The following is a 15,733-nucleotide window of genomic DNA, read 5'->3' as shown; positions in this document are numbered from 1 at the left end:
TTACCCTCGATACTGGTATAAACCTTTACAGTACTATTCAACGGAGTAAATCATGACGATGAGTGATCCTATTGCGGATTTGTTGACACGCATCCGCAATGCCGGCAGAGCCAAGTTCCCCAAAGTCGATATCCCCGGATCCAAGATCAAGGTGGAGATCGCACGGGTTCTTCAGGAACAGGGCTACATCAAGAACTACAAGTTTGTCGACGACGGAAAGCAGGGCATGCTGAGGCTGTACCTTAAGTACGATCAGGAAGGTACGCACGCCATTTTCGGAATCACAAGAGTGAGCAAGCCCAGCCGACGTGTGTACGCAAAGTACAAGGACCTGAAACCGGTCCTCAACGGACTCGGCGTGGCCGTGGTCTCCACCTCCAAGGGTGTGATGACCGACAAGCAGGCGAAAGCGCAGAAACTCGGCGGCGAGATTCTCTGCAATATTTGGTAGCAAGGGAGCGACATTATGTCTCGAATTGGAAAAAAGCCCATTGTGCTGCCTGCATCCGTCAAGGCGGCCTATGCGGATCGAAAACTTGTGGTTGAAGGCCCCAAAGGCAAGCTGGAACAGGAGATTCATCCTGTAGTGGACCTGAAGATTGAGGACAACGTCATTTCCGTTGAAATCATCGACAACGTTCGTGATGCGGGAGCGTATCATGGTATGGTCCGAGCCATCGCCGCCAACATGGTGACTGGCGTCAGCACTGGATTTGAAAAGGCCCTTGAGGTCAACGGTATCGGCTACAAGGTGGAAGTCAAAGGTCAGACGGTCATCCTGAACGTCGGATACTCTCACGCTGTCAGCTATGATCTCCCCAAAGGCATTGAAGCCAAGGTGGACAGGAACATCCTGAAGATCATGGGTGCCGACAAGCAGTTGGTGGGCCAGGTTGCCGCCAACATCCGTGACGTTCGTCCCCCCGAGCCCTTCAAGGGCAAGGGGATCAAATATGTCGACGAGCACATCCAGAGGAAAGCTGGAAAGACAGGAAAATAATAAGCCTGACTTTGTGGCGCCAGCTATGGTGTGGCCGGGGCCTGACTCTTCAGGTCCCGCCAAGGTTCAGCTTATCATATACAGGATAAAGATATGGGTACTACAAACTCTCGCAAAGAGAAGCGACTCAAAAAAAAGATCAGGATCCGTAAGAAGATTGTCGGAACTCAGGAACGTCCCCGTCTCTGTGTGTTTCGCAGCGCCAAGCACATCTATGCGCAGCTCATCGACGATACGGCTGGTGTGACACTCGCATCTGCCTCCACCGTCGGTAAAGGCTACAGCGCAGAAGAGGGTGCCGATAAGTCTGCCAAGGCCAAGATGGTCGGCAAGCTTGTCGCGGAGAAGGCCATGGAAAAAGGTGTCAAGAGCATCGTTTTCGATCGCAGCGGTTACATCTACCATGGTCGTGTGAAATCCCTTGCAGAAGGGGCTCGTGAAGCAGGACTGGAATTTTAATTCTGAAGGAGGCGTCCTTTGTTTAAGAAAGACACAGAAGATAACGGATTGATTGACAAGGTTGTCTATATCAACCGCGTCGCCAAGGTCGTCAAGGGTGGTCGCAGATTCAGCTTCAGTGCCATTGTTGTCGTCGGTGACGGAGAGGGCAGCGTCGGCTTCGGGCTCGGCAAAGCCGGTGAGGTTCCCGAAGCCATCCGTAAGGGCGTGGAAGCCGCCAAGAAAAACATGGTGAAGGTAAATCTCGTGAATGGGACCATCCCCTCTGAGGTAATCGGCAAGTTCGGTGCCGGTCGCGTGCTGCTCAAGCCCGCTTCCGAAGGTACCGGCCTCATCGCCGGCGGTGCTGTTCGCGCCGTCCTCGAAGCCGTGGGTGTGAAAAACATTCTGACCAAATGCATGGGTTCCAACAACCCCCATAACGTAGTCAAAGCCACCATCGCCGGCCTGAAAGCAAACCAGAGCCGTGAAGAAGTGGCCCGACGCAGGGGTCTGAGACCTGAAGATCTGTAATCGGGGGAGTTAGCAAATGTCACAGAAGCTGAAAATCACTCTTGTCAGAAGCATGATCGGCCGACCCGAAAAGCACCGCAAGGTACTCAGAGGCATGGGCCTGACGAAGATGAACAAAACAGTCGAGCTGGAAGACACCCCCTCCATTCGAGGCATGGTCTCCAAGGTCGTTCATCTTGTGAAAGTGGAGGAGAACGCCAATGAAGCTTAATGAACTGTCACCGGCCGAAGGCTCGGTTAAAGTGCGCAAGCGTATCGGTCGCGGTGTAGGCTCCGGTTGGGGCAAAACCGCTGGTCGTGGTACCAAGGGATTTAAGAGCCGTTCCGGCGGCAACGTCCGTCCCGGTTTTGAGGGCGGCCAGATGCCGATCCACAGGCGTCTTCCCAAACGCGGTTTCACCAACATCTTCAAAAAAGAGTTCGCCATCTTGAACGTCAAGGACCTTGCCCGCTTTGAAGAGGGCCAGGTGGTGGATGAAGCGGCTCTCGTAGCGGCTGGCCTCGTCAAAGGCCGTCGTGACGGCATCAAGATCCTCGGCAACGGTGAGATCACCATGAAGCTCACCATCAAAGAGTGCCAGGTGTCCAAGAGCGCCCGAGAGAAAATTGAAGCAGCAGGTGGAACAGTAGAGGCCTAAGACCATATGACGACCAGCGGATTCCAGAACCTATTCAAATTGCCGGAATTGAAGAAACGGATCGTAACCACACTGATGCTGTTGCTCGTCTACCGCATCGGTGTGCACGTTCCCACACCCGGGATTAACCCCGACTCCCTGGCCGAGATCTTTCGCACGCACGGCGAGGGCATCGTGGGCATGTTCAACATGTTCTCCGGGGGGGCACTCGAGAGACTCTCGGTGTTTGCCCTGGGTATCATGCCTTATATCAGCGCCTCCATTATTCTTCAGCTGATGACCGTGGTGGTCCCCCACCTCGAGCAGCTCAAGAAGGAGGGGGAGCAGGGTCAGAAGAAGATCACCCAGTACACTCGGTACGGGACGGTGCTCTTGAGCGTGATCCAGGGCTTTGGCATCAGTGTGGGCCTGGAAGCCATGCACGCCGCAACCTCACCGGGTTGGGGCTTTCGCATCATGACCGTCATCACCCTGACGGCCGGCACCGCGTTTATCATGTGGCTGGGTGAGCAGATCACCGAGCGTGGCATCGGGAACGGTATCTCCCTGATCATCTTTGCAGGGATTATTGCCCGTATGCCCGCTGCGGTTGCCAACGTGTTCAACCTCATGGGGTCTGGTCAGATGAGCCCCTTTACTGCGCTGATGCTCGTTGTCATGATGGTTGGCGTCATCGGGTTTGTCATCTACATGGAGACGGCTCAGCGCCGGATCCCCGTGGAGTATGCCAAACGCGTGGTGGGCCGCAAGGTCTACGGGGGGCAGAGCTCGCATCTGCCCCTGAAGATCAACACCTCCGGTGTGATCCCGCCCATCTTCGCCTCCTCCATCATCGTCTTCCCGACCACCGTTGCCTCGTTTTTTCCCGGCGTTCCGGTGATGAAAACCATCAGTGACCTGATGGCTCCGGGCAGCGTGCTTTATACGGTCATCTTTGTGGCCTTCATCGTGTTCTTCTGCTTTTTCTACACCGCCATCCAGTTCAACCCGACGGATGTGGCTGAGAACATGAAAAAGAACGGGGGCTATATCCCCGGGATTCGGCCCGGCAAGCGCACCGCGGATTACATCGACAAGGTGCTTACCCGCATCACCGTTGTGGGGGCTGTTTACGTCTCCGCCATCTGCGTGCTGCCGACCATGCTGATCACCAAGGCCAATGTTCCCTTCTACTTCGGCGGCACGGCCCTCCTCATTGTGGTGGGTGTTGCCATCGATACCGTTGCCCAGATGGAATCGCATCTTGTGATGCGAAACTACAGCGGGTTTCTCGGGGACGGCAAAGCGATGAAAGGTCGCCGATAGCGACAGGTAAGTTTAGAACGTATATGGATGGTCACCCCTTTGCACCGGGCGCCTATTTCAAGGTGTCCGGAAAAAAGGGGTTGTCATCCATTTGCGAGTGTAGTATCACATCATGCTGGTTTTTTTTGTTTCGTGGCCACCTCTCCATGGAACTGCCGGTTGAGTTGCAATGTGTGAGATACTCGATATTTGGATATCATTCGTAAGGTAAACTCTGCAATCTGGTCGAAAGCGGTGTGAGCCGTTTTAACCCATTTGGACCAGACAGATGCGATTATCGTGGGAGGAGAGTTATGGCAAAGGAGGAGCCCATTAAGGTACAGGGAACTGTACTTGAGACTTTGCCCAATGCAATGTTCAAAGTGGAACTGGAAAACAAGCATCAGATCCTGGCTCACATCTCGGGTAAAATGCGCATGCATTTTATCAAGATTCTACCCGGGGACAAGGTGACCGTTGAACTGTCGCCTTATGACTTGACCAGAGGACGAATCACCTACCGTTCCAAGTAGGTATCCTTACGAAATTTGAAGGATAAGACGAGGGAGTATAACCCAAATGAAAGTCAGAGCTTCAGTAAAAAAGATATGTCCTAAGTGCAAGGTTGTTCGTCGTCACGGCGTTGTACGGGTTATCTGCGAAAACAAACGTCATAAGCAGAGACAGGGATAGAGGAGGATAAATTTTGGCAAGGATTGCAGGGGTAGACATACCCAGAAGAAAAAGAATCGATATCGCGCTCACCTACATCTACGGTGTAGGGCTCTCCACTTCCAAAGAGATTCTCTCTAAGCACGATATTGACCCGAGTACCCAGACTCAGGATCTGACCGAATCCGACGTCAACCTTATCAGGAAGACCATTGATGCAGACTACCGTGTGGAAGGTGAACTCCGCACTGAGGTGTCCATGAACATCAAGCGTTTGATGGATCTTGGTTGCTACCGTGGACTTCGTCATCGTAAATCCCTCCCTGTCAACGGACAGAGAACCAAAACCAACGCACGTACCCGTAAAGGCCCCAGACGAGCTGCCGTTAAGAAGAAGAAGTAGGTGCAGCTTGGGACACCTGGTCACGATTAAAGGAGGCTTTTAAGCGTCATGGCGAAGACACGCGCACGACAGAAGAAAAAGGTCAGAAAGAACATATCCAGTGGAGTGGTTCATATCCAGTCCACATTCAACAATACCATTGTATCTGTTACCGACACCAATGGTAACGTCATTTCCTGGTCCAGTGCCGGTATGCACGGCTTTAAAGGGTCCCGCAAGAGCACCCCTTTTGCTGCCCAGCTGGCTGCTGAAGATGCGGCCAAAAAGGCTCAGGAACACGGCATGAAAACCGTGGAAGTAGAAGTGAAGGGACCCGGCGCCGGCAGGGAATCGGCTCTCCGCTCTCTCCAGGCTGCAGGCTTTGTGATTACCAAGATCAGGGACGTCACCCCTGTTCCTCACAACGGCTGTCGCCCCCCGAAGAAGAGAAGAGTTTAAAAAAGACTATTTGAACATGATACCAAATATTCCGAGTATCAAAGGAGGAGGATTTGGCTAGATACAGGGGTTCCGTCTGCCGTCTTTGCAGACGTGAAAACATGAAGCTTTTCCTTAAAGGCGATCGTTGCTACTCAGACAAATGCAGCTTCGATCGACGCAGCTACGCACCCGGCCAGCACGGTCAGCGCCGCAGCAAGTTTTCCGATTACGGCATCCAGCTCAGGGAAAAGCAGAAAGTAAGACGCATTTACGGTGTCTCCGAAAAGCAGTTCCGCATCATCTTCAAGAAAGCGGACCAGAAAAAGGGGATCACCGGTACCAACCTGCTTCAGGCCCTCGAATGCAGACTTGACAACGTGGTCTACCGACTCGGTTTCGTCAACTCTCGCACCCAGGGACGTCACTTCGTACGCCACGGGCACTTCCTCGTGAACGGCCGCAAGGTTGACATCCCCTCCTACATTGTCCGCAAAGACGATGTGGTCGAAATTCGTGAAAAGAGCAAGAAGGTTCAGTTTGTGCAGGACGCCATTGACGCCGTGGTTCGCCGAGGCGTGCCCCAGTGGCTTGAACTGGACAAAGACAATATGAAAGCCAGAGTTGTAAATCTTCCTGTACGCGAAGACGTCACCCTGCCGATTCAGGAACAGTTGATCGTCGAGCTCTACTCCAAGTAGCGGAGCCTTTTAACGTGAGTAAACTGTTGTTCTTGGCACAATTCTGGAGATCAATATGACATCAAACGAAATGATATACAGGAACTGGCGTGAGATGATCAGTCCGGACAAAGTGCTGCTGTCCGGCAGTTCAACTTACGGTAAGTTTGTATGCGAACCTCTTGAAAGGGGATACGGCATTACCATCGGTAACGCCCTCCGGAGGATCATCCTTTCATCCCTTTACGGCGCCGGCGTCGTGTCGGTTAAGATCGAGGATGTTCTGCATGAGTTCTCTCCAATCCCCGGGGTTCTTGAGGATGTCTCTGAGCTGATTCTCAACATTAAAGAGATTAAGTTGAAGGTGACCGACACCGAGACGCGCACCCTGGAGCTGAAGGCCGAAGGCCCCGGCAAGGTGTGCGCCGGAGACCTCATCAGTCCCGATGGCCGGGTGGAGATCCTCAATCCAGATCTTCATCTTGCGACCTTGAACGAGGGCGGCAAACTCGACATGATCCTCACTGTTAAAGTGGGTCGCGGGTATGCTTTGGCCAGGGATAACAAGGACGAGGACGCACCGGTCGGGACCATAGCCATCGACACCGTCTTTTCCCCCATCAAAAAGGTCAACTACACGGTTTCTAACTCCCGCGTGGGGCAGAAAACCGATTACGACAAGCTGACCCTCGAGGTGTGGACGGACGGCAGTCTGCTTCCTGAGGACACCGTGGCGTACGCCGCGAAAATCCTGAAAGAGCAGATGAGTCCTTTCATCAACTTTGATGAGGATATCGAGCCTGAACACGACAGCGTCAGTGAAGAGGGTGGGGACAGAGATTTCAACGAAAACCTCTACAGAAATGTGGATGAGCTTGAACTCTCGGTACGTAGTGCCAACTGCCTGAAAAATGCCGACATCATCAAGATCTATCAGCTCGTGCAGAAAACCGAAGCCGAAATGCTCAAAACCAAGAACTTCGGTCGGAAGTCTCTGAATGAGATCAAAGAGGTCTTGGCGGAGATGGGACTTTCCCTCGGTATGAAACTTGACGGTTTCAGCCCGAAGGAGGAAGACGGAGCTGAAGGGGAGTAAGAGGAAATGAGACATAAAAAAGCAGGCGTTAAGCTGGGCAGGACTTCTGCCCATCGCAAAGCGATGTTTCGCAATATGGTGACCTCTCTGTTCAAGCACGGGAGGATCAAAACCACCGACGTCAAAGCCAAAGAGCTTCGTCGTTGGGCGGATAAAATGATTACCCTGGCCAAGCGTGGAGACCTCCACGCCCGTCGCCAGGCAATGGCCGTTATTATGGAAAAAGAAGTGGTGCACAAGCTTTTCGAAGAAGCTCCCGCACGCTTCGGCGGTAAAAACGGCGGCTACACTCGAGTGACCAAAATCGGTTTCCGTGCCGGTGACGCAGCGTCCATGGCTATTGTGGAGTTCACCGCTCCCAAGGTCGAAAGCGCAGCAACCGACGCGTAAATCCGTAAAGGGCATCCGCCCTTTCCGGTCCCTCTGCATGAACAGTTAGTAACAGCCAAGGAGCGTTAGCTCAGGAGGTGGCTGTGACCTGTTGCACATAAAAGCCCACGGCATTTCATGCCGCGGGCTTTTTTTGTTTGGTGATCTGTTCTTCCGGTTTAGGGGGTGACCTCACACACCGGCTTGAGGCGGGTCTTGTTTCGGTACAGGGCCTTGTCCGCTCGCTTGAGAAGGGCGGGGTAGGTGGCGGTGTTTTCCACGCGCAGGGAGGCGATACCGAAGCTGACGTGCTGGTGCAGGGTGTGGCCGTTGATGGGGATGGGCATGGCCGCCATCTCATTCTGGATGCGGGTCATCATGGCCTGGGCCTTCTCCAGGGTGGTTTCGGGCAGGACCAGCACGAACTCGTCTCCGGCAAACCGGCAGAGGATGTCGCTCTCCCGGGTGTATCGGGACAGGGCTCTGGCCACGTCCATGAGGACCTTGTCCCCTGCGTCATGGCCGTAGCGGTCGTTTACGGCCTTGAACTTGTCGAGGTCGAGAAAGGCCACGGAGAGTTCCCGGTTGTAGCGGATGGCCCGGCGGAACTCCTGCTCCAGGGCATGTTCCATGGCCCGTCGGTTCAGCAGTTCTGTCAAGGGGTCGTTAAAGGCCAGCAGGCGCAGTTTTTCATGGGCCGTTACATTGGAGAGGCACAGGGAAAATTTTAAGGCCAGCTGGGCGAGGAGGACCGGGTCCTTGTCCGGAGAGAATCGGTCTGACGAGACGTCCGCCTGATTGAGGCAGCCGATCACCTCACCGTCCAGGGTGATGGGCGACATGGACATGGAGCGGATCAGCCAGTTGCTGGTGGGGGGGATCAGGGCCCGGTACTCGTGGATATCCTGATTGACGAGGGTGGGGGTGGTACCGGTCCCCAAAAGTCCCTGGAACTGGGAGCGTGTCGCCAGGTTGACCCGTTCGGGCAGGAGTTCCGATGAGCCGAAGGCCTTGAGGAGGAGCCGGGACGTATCGCTCCCCTTGACCAGGGTAATCCAAACATACGGGATGTTAAACTGCTTGGATATTTCGGAAAGGAGGGTTTCAAACAGGTCCTTGAAATTCAAAATTGTGAGGATTTTGGTTTCAACCTGATTGAATTTACGAGATTTTATTTCGTTGTCTTTGACAAGGTATAGAAGCTCTTGGAATGTCAGCATATGCCTGATTTTATCGAAGGATTGTTAAAAAAAAGCCAAAAGAAGCTAAAAAAAAATAGTGTAAATCCGATAATAAAGTCAAGAGAATAGATATGAACGCCTTAAAGCGGGGTTAGACAGGCATGGCCGATATGGAGAGTCGACTTTCCAGTATTGCTGAAAAATACAGGACGAACCACCTGGACGGATTGGGCGAGGAGGAGATTTTACAGGATATCTTCAACCTCCTGGAAGAGGTCGACGAGCGTGAAAAGGAGATCCTCTGGGCCAAGCGCCGCATCAAGGAGCTGGAGCGCGAGAAGAAGGGCGAAAGCAAGGTGGGGCGTACACGCACTGCCATGTGGGCCATCCGCGGGTTCACTGCTGAAAACCGCCTCTACGTCAAGATGGCCGGTGAGTTTGATTACAAAGGCGCCAAACAGTTCTCCAACCACATCCTCTCCGTCCTCGACTCCCTTCGCAGCGAGTGCGACATTATCGTGGACATCAGCCGTATCAGGGAAAACGGCGACAAGAAAAACGCCTTCCATATCCGCAAAGTGGCCTGCACCCTGGCCCAGATGAGCGTTTCCCGCATCATTCGTATCTCAGACGGCATGCCCAAAACACTCAAGGAGATGGTGGATGCCATTTTTGAAGAGAATGGCCTGACCATCTTTGACGTTCCCACCCTCAACGATGCTTCGGACCTTTTGAAGCGGGAGAAGCATCACCTGAGGGTCTGAGGCCCTTTTTGGCAAGATGCGGGGCTGCGCGTTGGTCAAACCGGTTGTGGGGTTCCCATGACCGGTTTTTTGCGTTCTGGCAGCCCCCTTTGAAAACAAGTCTATCCGGGTTTCAGACCAGGCCCTTTAAAGCCTCAAAAGAGCGTGAAACCTCGCGGCTTTTGCCTCACCTTTGTTTTTCTTGTAATTCAGAGGATAAGATACTACAACCGTGTGGTGGCCGGGCTGAAGAGGTGGCTGGTTTCGTACATAAACCAGGCTCTTTTTCAGGCCGGGAGACGCAATTTCAGCGTGTTGGGCGCGACGCTCCGGGACAGGGTCAATGGGTCCCGAGACGCCGGTCCAGTGGCGATAAGCACAAGCAAAAAGGTAGACAAGAAAATGTCAAGACGAGTTGTTGTCATCGGCGGCGTTGCCTTGGGGACCAAGGCTGCCTGCCGAGTGAAACGCATCGATCCCTCGACCCATGTGACCCTCATCGACAAAGATGACTACATCTCCTACGGAGGCTGCGGTATTCCCTACTATGTCTCTGGCGATGTGGCGGATCATACGGCCCTTCAGAGCACCGCGTATCATATGGTTCGTAACGAAGAGTTCTTCAAGACCATCAAAGGCTTCGAAGCCCTGGTCACCGGAACCCTGGTTACCCGCATCGACCGGGAAGCCAAGGTGGTCTGGGCCAAGGGCAAGGACGGAGTGGAGAAGAGCTACCCCTACGACAAGCTGGTCATCGGCGCGGGAAGCCGCACCCGGGATCTCAAGATTCCGGGCCAGGACCTGGCCAACATCCACGCCGTGGGCAACCTGGAAGACGCCATGGAGATCAAAAAGCTCGTGGCCGCCGGACAGGTGGAAAAAGCTGTCATCGTGGGGGCCGGGTTCATCGGCCTGGAGATGGCCGAAGCCCTGGCCGACATGTGGGGCATCGAGACCTCCGTGGTGGAGATCGGCAACCAGATCATGCCGGGGTTTGTCAGCGAGCAGATGGCCCATATGGCCCAGCGCTCCATGGAAGAAAACGAGGTGAGCTTTTACCTCGGAGAAACCGTCAAGGGGTTTGAAGGCGAGGAGGGAGCCGTCCAGCGGGTGGTCACCGACAAGCGCACCCTGGAAGCCGACCTGGTCATCATGGCCGTGGGGATCAACCCTAACGGCGAACTGGCCCGGGAAGCCGGCCTGGAAGTGGGCCCCACCGGCGGAATCGTTGTCAACGAGCGCCTGGAAACCTCGGATCCCAATATCTACGCCGGGGGCGACTGCATCGAGCTCAACCACGCCGTGAGTGGAGCCCCCGGGGTTTATCCCCTGGGTTCCCTTGCCAACCGCCAGGGCCGCGTCATCGGCACCAACCTGGCAGGCGGCAACGCCACCACCGAAGCCCCGGTGGGCAGCTTTGTGGTCAAGCTCTTCGATAAGTCCCTTGCGGGCAGTGGCCTGACCCTCAAGGCCGCGGAAGCGGCCGGCATCGACGCCATCAGCGTCTCCATGTGCCAGCTGGACCGCGCTCACTTCTACCCCGAAAAGGAACTGATGTTCCTGGAGCTGGTGGTGGAAAAGGCCACCAAGCGGGTGCTCGGCATCCAGGGTTTTGCCGGCAGCGGCGATGCCATGGTGGGCCGCATCAACGCGGTGGCAGCCACCTTGAAGTACAAGCCCACCATTTTAGACATCAGCAACCTGGAGTTTGCCTACTCCCCGCCCTTCAGCTCTGCCATGGACATCGTCAACTCCCTGGCCAACGTGGCGGACAACGCTGTGGACGGCCTGCTTCAGTCCATCCCCCTGGCCACCTTCGAAGGGCTCTGGGAAGAGGGCGACTGCGTCTTCATCGACTGCCGCGAGCTGCCCGACTCCACCCCCTTCAAGGAGAAATTCCCCGGTAAGTGGAATACCATTCCCCAGGGAGAGATCAAAAACCGCATTGCAGAGGTCCCCAAAGACAAGTTGGTGGTCCTGGTCTGCAACACCGGCGTGCGCTCCTTTGAGGCCCAGATCAACCTGCGTGAAATGGGCATCACCAACACCGTGAGCGTCCAGGGCGGCATGGCCACCCTCAAGACCTGGGGTTCCAAGGTCGCCGAGTAACGCCTGGCCCTTGATCAAGTTATCGACACCCACGCTTTGCCCGCATCCTGCGGGCAGAACGTGGGTGTTTTTTTTTCCCTCCGGCGGGTCGCTTTTTTGAAAAAAAGCTCCGCAAAAAACGTTCCTAATGAGAAAATGTTGCCCTCGTATTTAGCACGGGCGAAGCCCGTCAGCACATGTGATGTCCCTGAGGAACGAAGGGGCAGAGCATGTGCGAACCGGTTTATCCCCTGGCCGCCGGCGGCATGCTTTTTATTTTTTTCTGTGCCTGTCCGAGGGCTTTGTGGTGTAATGACCGCCATGAAATCTTCTTTATACAGCGGACTTGGGGCTGCTTTGGTGCTGGTGGCCGGATGGTGGGGCGTCTCCATGGCGGGGGCTGCCCTTATGGGGCGTGTGGGCGTGGTCTCGGGGTTTGTGGGGGGGCTGGCGGTTCTTGCGTTGATCCTCGGGGCCTTGTGGGCGGTTTCCCTGTGGTGTATGCGCCGTGTGGCCGTTCCAGAAGTTCCGGCGCTGCATCGCTGGGGGATCCTGGCGGTGGGGTTTATGATCACGGCGGGCAGCTGGGCCGCCCTTCGGTTTGGCCTGCCTTTTCGGCTTAGCTGGGAGGCATTGAGCACCTGCGGTCAGCTTCTGGTTGTTGTTGTGGCGGCGGGCTACCTGCCACGTTTTTTAAAATCCCCTGCCGAGCTGCTGCCCCTGGTGAGTGTGATGGTGTGTGCCGATGCCGTGAGTTTTCTTGTGGGTCCCACCCACCATATCGCCCAGGACGTGGCTGCTTACTACACCGGGGGGCGACAGGGCCTTTACCCCCTCTCCGAAGTACTCCTCATGAAGTTTCCCAGCCCCGGCACCGATGCCCTCCACCCCTTTTTCGGCGTGGCCGACTGGTTCATGGTGGTATTTCTGGGCAGCGCCTCCCAATTTTTCTCCATGCCGGATCGCCTTGCAGGAATCCCCGCAGCCGTTCTCGGCCTCTTTTTGGCTGTTGCTACCGCCTGGGCCCTGGGCGCCTTTGTCCCGGCCCTGCCTGTGCTGGCCCTCTTCTACCTGGCCGTCATGGCCGTGCGCCACACCCAAGCCTTTACCCCGAAACGCCGCGAAGTGGCCCTTTCCCTCTTTCCGCCCCTGGTCTCCGCAATCCTGTTTTTCTTAAAGAGCTAACGTTACGCATCCCTCAGGTAAAAAACCAAAAAAGCCTCCGGCGGGCAGGGGATAAATCGGTTCGCACATGCTCTGTCCCTTCGTTCCTCAGGGCCATCACATATGCTGACGGGCTGCGCCCGTGAAAAATGTGAAGGCTATGAGCAATAAAGGGTATCAGAAAAAGCGGATTGCCATTGCCGGGTGGCTCGTCATCAATGCCGGAGAATAGATGGGGATTGTCGTCGTGTCTGTGTGGCGGGTATTCGGTTTTGTTATTCGATTCGAATTGGATTTAGGCATCAGGGGGAAAAAATACAAATCGACCATGAATGCCGCAGTGCTTTACCCCGAGGAACGAGGGGTAAAGCACTGCGGCCGTATGGGTTTTACGATTTTTCGAGTTCGTGGATCTCCGGATGGGTGGAGAGGGCGCGGAGGAACTGTTCGGTGCGCCGCTGGAGGCGTCCTGCCATCATCTGGACCATCTGTCGGTGGATGAGGTAGCCCAGGCTGTGGTCCTTTTCCATGATTTCCACCAGGGCCTTGCCGTCGATGAGGATCACCTCGGAGGCTTCGGAGCTGATCGCCGTGGTGCTGAAGGACATCTCTTCCATGAGGGAGGAGTAGCCGAAGCATTCACCTGCGTTGAGGGTGGCCACGGTGACGGTCATGTGGCGGGTCATCTCCTGTTCGATGAGGATGGTGCCGGAGCGCACCAGGTAGAAGGTGCCGGACTGGCCCCCTTCGCCGAAGATCACCTCTCCTTCCTCAAAGGAACGGGGTTTGGAGATGGCGATGATGCGGTCCACCAGCTCATCGGGAAGGGTGGAGAAGAGAAAGGCGTTTTTTATATCGTCTCGTGAGATCATGGTCTGTTGTCCTTGTGTTGGGCTTGCAGCTTCAAAGAGCCGGGTTGTGGTGTCCGTTTTCGAGGGGACCGGCAAGGTCCCCTCACCCCGCGTGGGCTATCCTCTGACGGCGTAGAGCAGGAAGATGAAAAGTACGGCGATGAAGGCGCCGACCCCGGAGGGGACGGTGCCTGTCCTGAAGGCCAGCCTCACCCGGTCGGAGACGTCCGCCTGGCTGGGGTTCCCCTTGCCGAAGAGGTGGGTAAAGGGGGCCATGAGGGCCACGGCAATGGACTCGGGCGCTCCCTGGGCGAATCGATTGACACGTCCGGTGAGCCCTTTGACAAACAGGGCGTCGCAGGCGGCGTTGATGCTGTTGAGCACTTTGTCGAAAATCACGTAGAGGACGCGCCCGGCGCCTGCATAAAACCAGTCCGTGTCCAGGAAGGTGGCCTTGGAGAGTTTTGGCAGGAGCCCCTTGGCCAGCAAAAGGAAAAAAGCCAGGGTGCCGAAGAACTGGAGCTGGAGCTGGCCGATGACGTGGGCCGCGGTGTAGGGCTCGTAATCCGCGGCAAAGGGGAGCATGTTGTAGAGCACCTCGTGGTGGATGCCCACGTAGACGCAGCCCAGGGCGGTAAAGCCCATGGCGATGCGCATGTTCCAGGGGGCTTCGGCGGGCTTTAAGCCGGAATCCCTGTGGAAGAAGGTGAGGAAGGGCACCCGGATGCCCACATAGGCAAAGACACCCACGGCGGTGAACTGGAGGATAAACCAGGCCAGGGTGAGGTGTTCGTGGGCTGCCGCCGAGATGATCATGGACTTGCTCACAAAGGCGCAGAAGTAGGGGGTGGACATGGCCAGGCCGCCCACGATGCAGAAGGTGGCGGTCCAGGGCATGAAGCGGAAGAGGCCCCCTAAGTCGCTCAGGTTCTGTTTGCCGGTCTGGTGAATCACGGCCCCTGCGCTCATAAAGAGCAGGGACTTGTAGAGGATGTGGCAGACGGCGTGTGCCGCCACCCCGTTGATGGCCAGGTCGGTGCCGATGCCGATGCCCACGATCATGAAGCCCACTTGGTTGATGAGGCTGTAGGCCAGGACCCGTCGCATGTTGTTTTCAATGACCGCATAGCACAAGGGAATGAGCGCCATGGCAAGGCCCAAGGGGATAAGGATCTCGGTCCCGGCAAAGATGCGGGCCATGGTGTAGACGGCGCTCTTGGTGGTAAAGGAGCTTAAGAACACCGCGCCGGTCACCGTGGCTTCCGGGTAGGCGTCTTTGAGCCAGGCGTGCATGGGGTAGACCGCTGCGTTCACCGCCACGCCCACGAAGATGAACCAGGAGGCAGGTGAGGCCAGCTCGATGGCCGAAAAGGCGATGGTACCGCTCTCCTGAATCTGGAGGACGATGCCCGCCATGAGGGAGAGCCCCCCCAGGATGTGGATCATGATGTAGCGGAAGGCCGCCTTCTGGGCTTTTTCCGTGCGCCGGGCAAGGATGAGGAAGGTGGAGGCCACGGCCATGAACTCCCAGAAGACATACAGGGAGAAAAAATCACCGGCAAAGGTCACGCCCACGGCACTGCCCGCATAGATCATGGCCGAGGTGTGGGCCAGGGCGTCGTCTTCGTGCATGGCGTAGATGCTGCCGGCAAAGGCGGCGATGCAGAAGATGGTGCCGAAGACGCGGGAGAGGGCGTCGATGCGTCCGAAGACAAGCTGGTAGTCCAGAAAGGGGACTGTCCAGTGGGTGCCGTTGGGCACCGAGAGCAGGGTCACCAGGGCCAGAAGGGGCAGGACCGTCATCCAGGCGGACCTTAAGCGCCCTTTCAGGATGGGCAGGACCAGGGCCCCGGCCACCATGATCAGGGCCGGGGGGATATCTATATAAGGCATGGAAAGTGTCATTGGATCGAACATCTCCTGTAAGGATTACCTGTTATTTTCCGTTTTTCACCAGGAACGAGAGTCCCAGGGCGAGGACGGGCAGGGCCAGGCCGGAGAGGAACCCGAAGATGGGGTTGAACTCGGGCCATCCGTCGACGGTAAACGATGCGTGGGGGTGAATGAGAAAGTCGGCCCCCAGCAGGCATCCCAGAAAGATCGCGAAAATGACCATCACGGTCTTTAAGGTTTTTGGGCTGCTGAAAAGTGTGTTGTCTGACGTCATATCGTACC

22 protein-coding genes are annotated in these 15,733 nt (G+C 55.9%); 17 read left to right on the top strand and 5 right to left on the bottom strand.

Annotated elements, in window-relative coordinates:
* Positions 1-52 precede the first annotated feature (52 nt).
* From rpsH to rplQ, 14 genes are all read left to right on the top strand, one after another.
* Entirely contained in the window at positions 53-451 is a 399-nt protein-coding gene (gene rpsH / locus ACOYW0_RS09875) for a 30S ribosomal protein S8 (protein ID WP_482418311.1), read from the top strand.
* Between the two features lie 15 nt (positions 452-466).
* On the top strand, positions 467-1,000 hold the full coding sequence (gene rplF / locus ACOYW0_RS09870) for a 50S ribosomal protein L6 (protein WP_180137654.1): 534 nt from the start codon (positions 467-469) through the stop codon (positions 998-1,000).
* A gap of 93 nt (positions 1,001-1,093) precedes the next feature.
* A complete protein-coding gene (gene rplR, locus ACOYW0_RS09865) occupies positions 1,094-1,459 on the top strand; it encodes a 50S ribosomal protein L18 (RefSeq protein WP_180137653.1) in 366 nt (121 codons plus the stop codon).
* Positions 1,460-1,477: 18 nt separating this feature from the next.
* Positions 1,478-1,972, top strand: a complete 495-nt coding sequence (gene rpsE / locus ACOYW0_RS09860) for a 30S ribosomal protein S5 (protein ID WP_180137652.1) — start codon at positions 1,478-1,480, stop codon at positions 1,970-1,972.
* A 16-nt stretch (positions 1,973-1,988) separates the two neighbouring features.
* A complete protein-coding gene (rpmD, locus tag ACOYW0_RS09855; RefSeq protein WP_180137651.1) occupies positions 1,989-2,183 on the top strand; it encodes a 50S ribosomal protein L30 in 195 nt (64 codons plus the stop codon).
* Entirely contained in the window at positions 2,173-2,610 is a 438-nt protein-coding gene (gene rplO / locus ACOYW0_RS09850) for a 50S ribosomal protein L15 (RefSeq protein WP_482418310.1), read from the top strand. The genes rpmD and rplO overlap by 11 nt, the downstream gene beginning before the upstream one ends.
* A gap of 6 nt (positions 2,611-2,616) precedes the next feature.
* A complete protein-coding gene (gene secY, locus ACOYW0_RS09845) occupies positions 2,617-3,915 on the top strand; it encodes a preprotein translocase subunit SecY (RefSeq protein ID WP_482418309.1) in 1,299 nt (432 codons plus the stop codon).
* Positions 3,916-4,208: 293 nt separating this feature from the next.
* Positions 4,209-4,427, top strand: a complete 219-nt coding sequence (gene infA, locus ACOYW0_RS09840; protein WP_092214362.1) for a translation initiation factor IF-1 — start codon at positions 4,209-4,211, stop codon at positions 4,425-4,427.
* A 46-nt stretch (positions 4,428-4,473) separates the two neighbouring features.
* Complete coding sequence (gene rpmJ, locus ACOYW0_RS09835; protein WP_092214360.1) at positions 4,474-4,587, top strand: 50S ribosomal protein L36; 114 nt, start codon at positions 4,474-4,476, stop codon at positions 4,585-4,587.
* A 13-nt stretch (positions 4,588-4,600) separates the two neighbouring features.
* A complete protein-coding gene (gene rpsM, locus ACOYW0_RS09830; RefSeq protein WP_180137648.1) occupies positions 4,601-4,969 on the top strand; it encodes a 30S ribosomal protein S13 in 369 nt (122 codons plus the stop codon).
* 48 nt (positions 4,970-5,017) lie between these two features.
* Entirely contained in the window at positions 5,018-5,407 is a 390-nt protein-coding gene (gene rpsK, locus ACOYW0_RS09825; RefSeq protein WP_092214356.1) for a 30S ribosomal protein S11, read from the top strand.
* A 53-nt stretch (positions 5,408-5,460) separates the two neighbouring features.
* Positions 5,461-6,087: a 30S ribosomal protein S4 gene (rpsD, locus tag ACOYW0_RS09820; RefSeq protein ID WP_092214354.1), complete on the top strand. Its 627-nt coding sequence runs from the start codon at positions 5,461-5,463 to the stop codon at positions 6,085-6,087.
* Between the two features lie 55 nt (positions 6,088-6,142).
* Positions 6,143-7,162 (top strand): DNA-directed RNA polymerase subunit alpha, encoded by a 1,020-nt coding sequence (locus ACOYW0_RS09815; RefSeq protein WP_218950962.1) that lies wholly within the window; start codon positions 6,143-6,145, stop codon positions 7,160-7,162.
* Positions 7,163-7,168: 6 nt separating this feature from the next.
* Entirely contained in the window at positions 7,169-7,552 is a 384-nt protein-coding gene (gene rplQ / locus ACOYW0_RS09810; protein WP_180137647.1) for a 50S ribosomal protein L17, read from the top strand.
* Positions 7,553-7,710: 158 nt separating this feature from the next.
* Here rplQ and ACOYW0_RS09805 read toward each other — a convergent pair whose 3' ends face one another.
* Positions 7,711-8,751, bottom strand: coding sequence for a GGDEF domain-containing protein (locus ACOYW0_RS09805; RefSeq protein ID WP_482418308.1), 1,041 nt, complete (start codon positions 8,749-8,751; stop codon positions 7,711-7,713).
* 131 nt (positions 8,752-8,882) lie between these two features.
* Between ACOYW0_RS09805 and ACOYW0_RS09800 the strand changes: the two genes are divergently transcribed.
* Both ACOYW0_RS09800 and ACOYW0_RS09795 read left to right on the top strand, forming a co-directional pair.
* A complete protein-coding gene (locus ACOYW0_RS09800; RefSeq protein WP_180137645.1) occupies positions 8,883-9,476 on the top strand; it encodes a hypothetical protein in 594 nt (197 codons plus the stop codon).
* A 381-nt stretch (positions 9,477-9,857) separates the two neighbouring features.
* Positions 9,858-11,564: an FAD-dependent oxidoreductase gene (locus ACOYW0_RS09795; RefSeq protein ID WP_482418307.1), complete on the top strand. Its 1,707-nt coding sequence runs from the start codon at positions 9,858-9,860 to the stop codon at positions 11,562-11,564.
* A gap of 14 nt (positions 11,565-11,578) precedes the next feature.
* On the opposite strand, the gene ACOYW0_RS09790 is transcribed toward ACOYW0_RS09795, so the two are convergent.
* On the bottom strand, positions 11,579-11,866 hold the full coding sequence (locus ACOYW0_RS09790) for a hypothetical protein (protein WP_482418306.1): 288 nt from the start codon (positions 11,864-11,866) through the stop codon (positions 11,579-11,581).
* Between ACOYW0_RS09790 and ACOYW0_RS09785 the strand changes: the two genes are divergently transcribed.
* Positions 11,865-12,728 (top strand): hypothetical protein, encoded by an 864-nt coding sequence (locus ACOYW0_RS09785; protein ID WP_482418305.1) that lies wholly within the window; start codon positions 11,865-11,867, stop codon positions 12,726-12,728. The genes ACOYW0_RS09790 and ACOYW0_RS09785 overlap by 2 nt on opposite strands.
* Before the next feature lie 368 nt (positions 12,729-13,096).
* Here the strand turns inward: ACOYW0_RS09785 and ACOYW0_RS09780 are convergent, their stop codons facing one another.
* The 3 genes from ACOYW0_RS09780 to ACOYW0_RS09770 form a co-directional block, all read right to left on the bottom strand.
* Positions 13,097-13,579: a Crp/Fnr family transcriptional regulator gene (locus ACOYW0_RS09780; RefSeq protein ID WP_482418304.1), complete on the bottom strand. Its 483-nt coding sequence runs from the start codon at positions 13,577-13,579 to the stop codon at positions 13,097-13,099.
* A 96-nt stretch (positions 13,580-13,675) separates the two neighbouring features.
* Complete coding sequence (locus ACOYW0_RS09775) at positions 13,676-15,463, bottom strand: Na(+)/H(+) antiporter subunit D (RefSeq protein WP_482418303.1); 1,788 nt, start codon at positions 15,461-15,463, stop codon at positions 13,676-13,678.
* A 31-nt stretch (positions 15,464-15,494) separates the two neighbouring features.
* Positions 15,495-15,725, bottom strand: coding sequence for a hypothetical protein (locus ACOYW0_RS09770; protein ID WP_180137640.1), 231 nt, complete (start codon positions 15,723-15,725; stop codon positions 15,495-15,497).
* Positions 15,726-15,733: the final 8 nt, after the last annotated feature.

The organism is Desulfoluna sp. HI9BLuna, from assembly GCF_056829775.1.
This window is presented reverse-complemented; position numbering and strand designations above follow the sequence as displayed.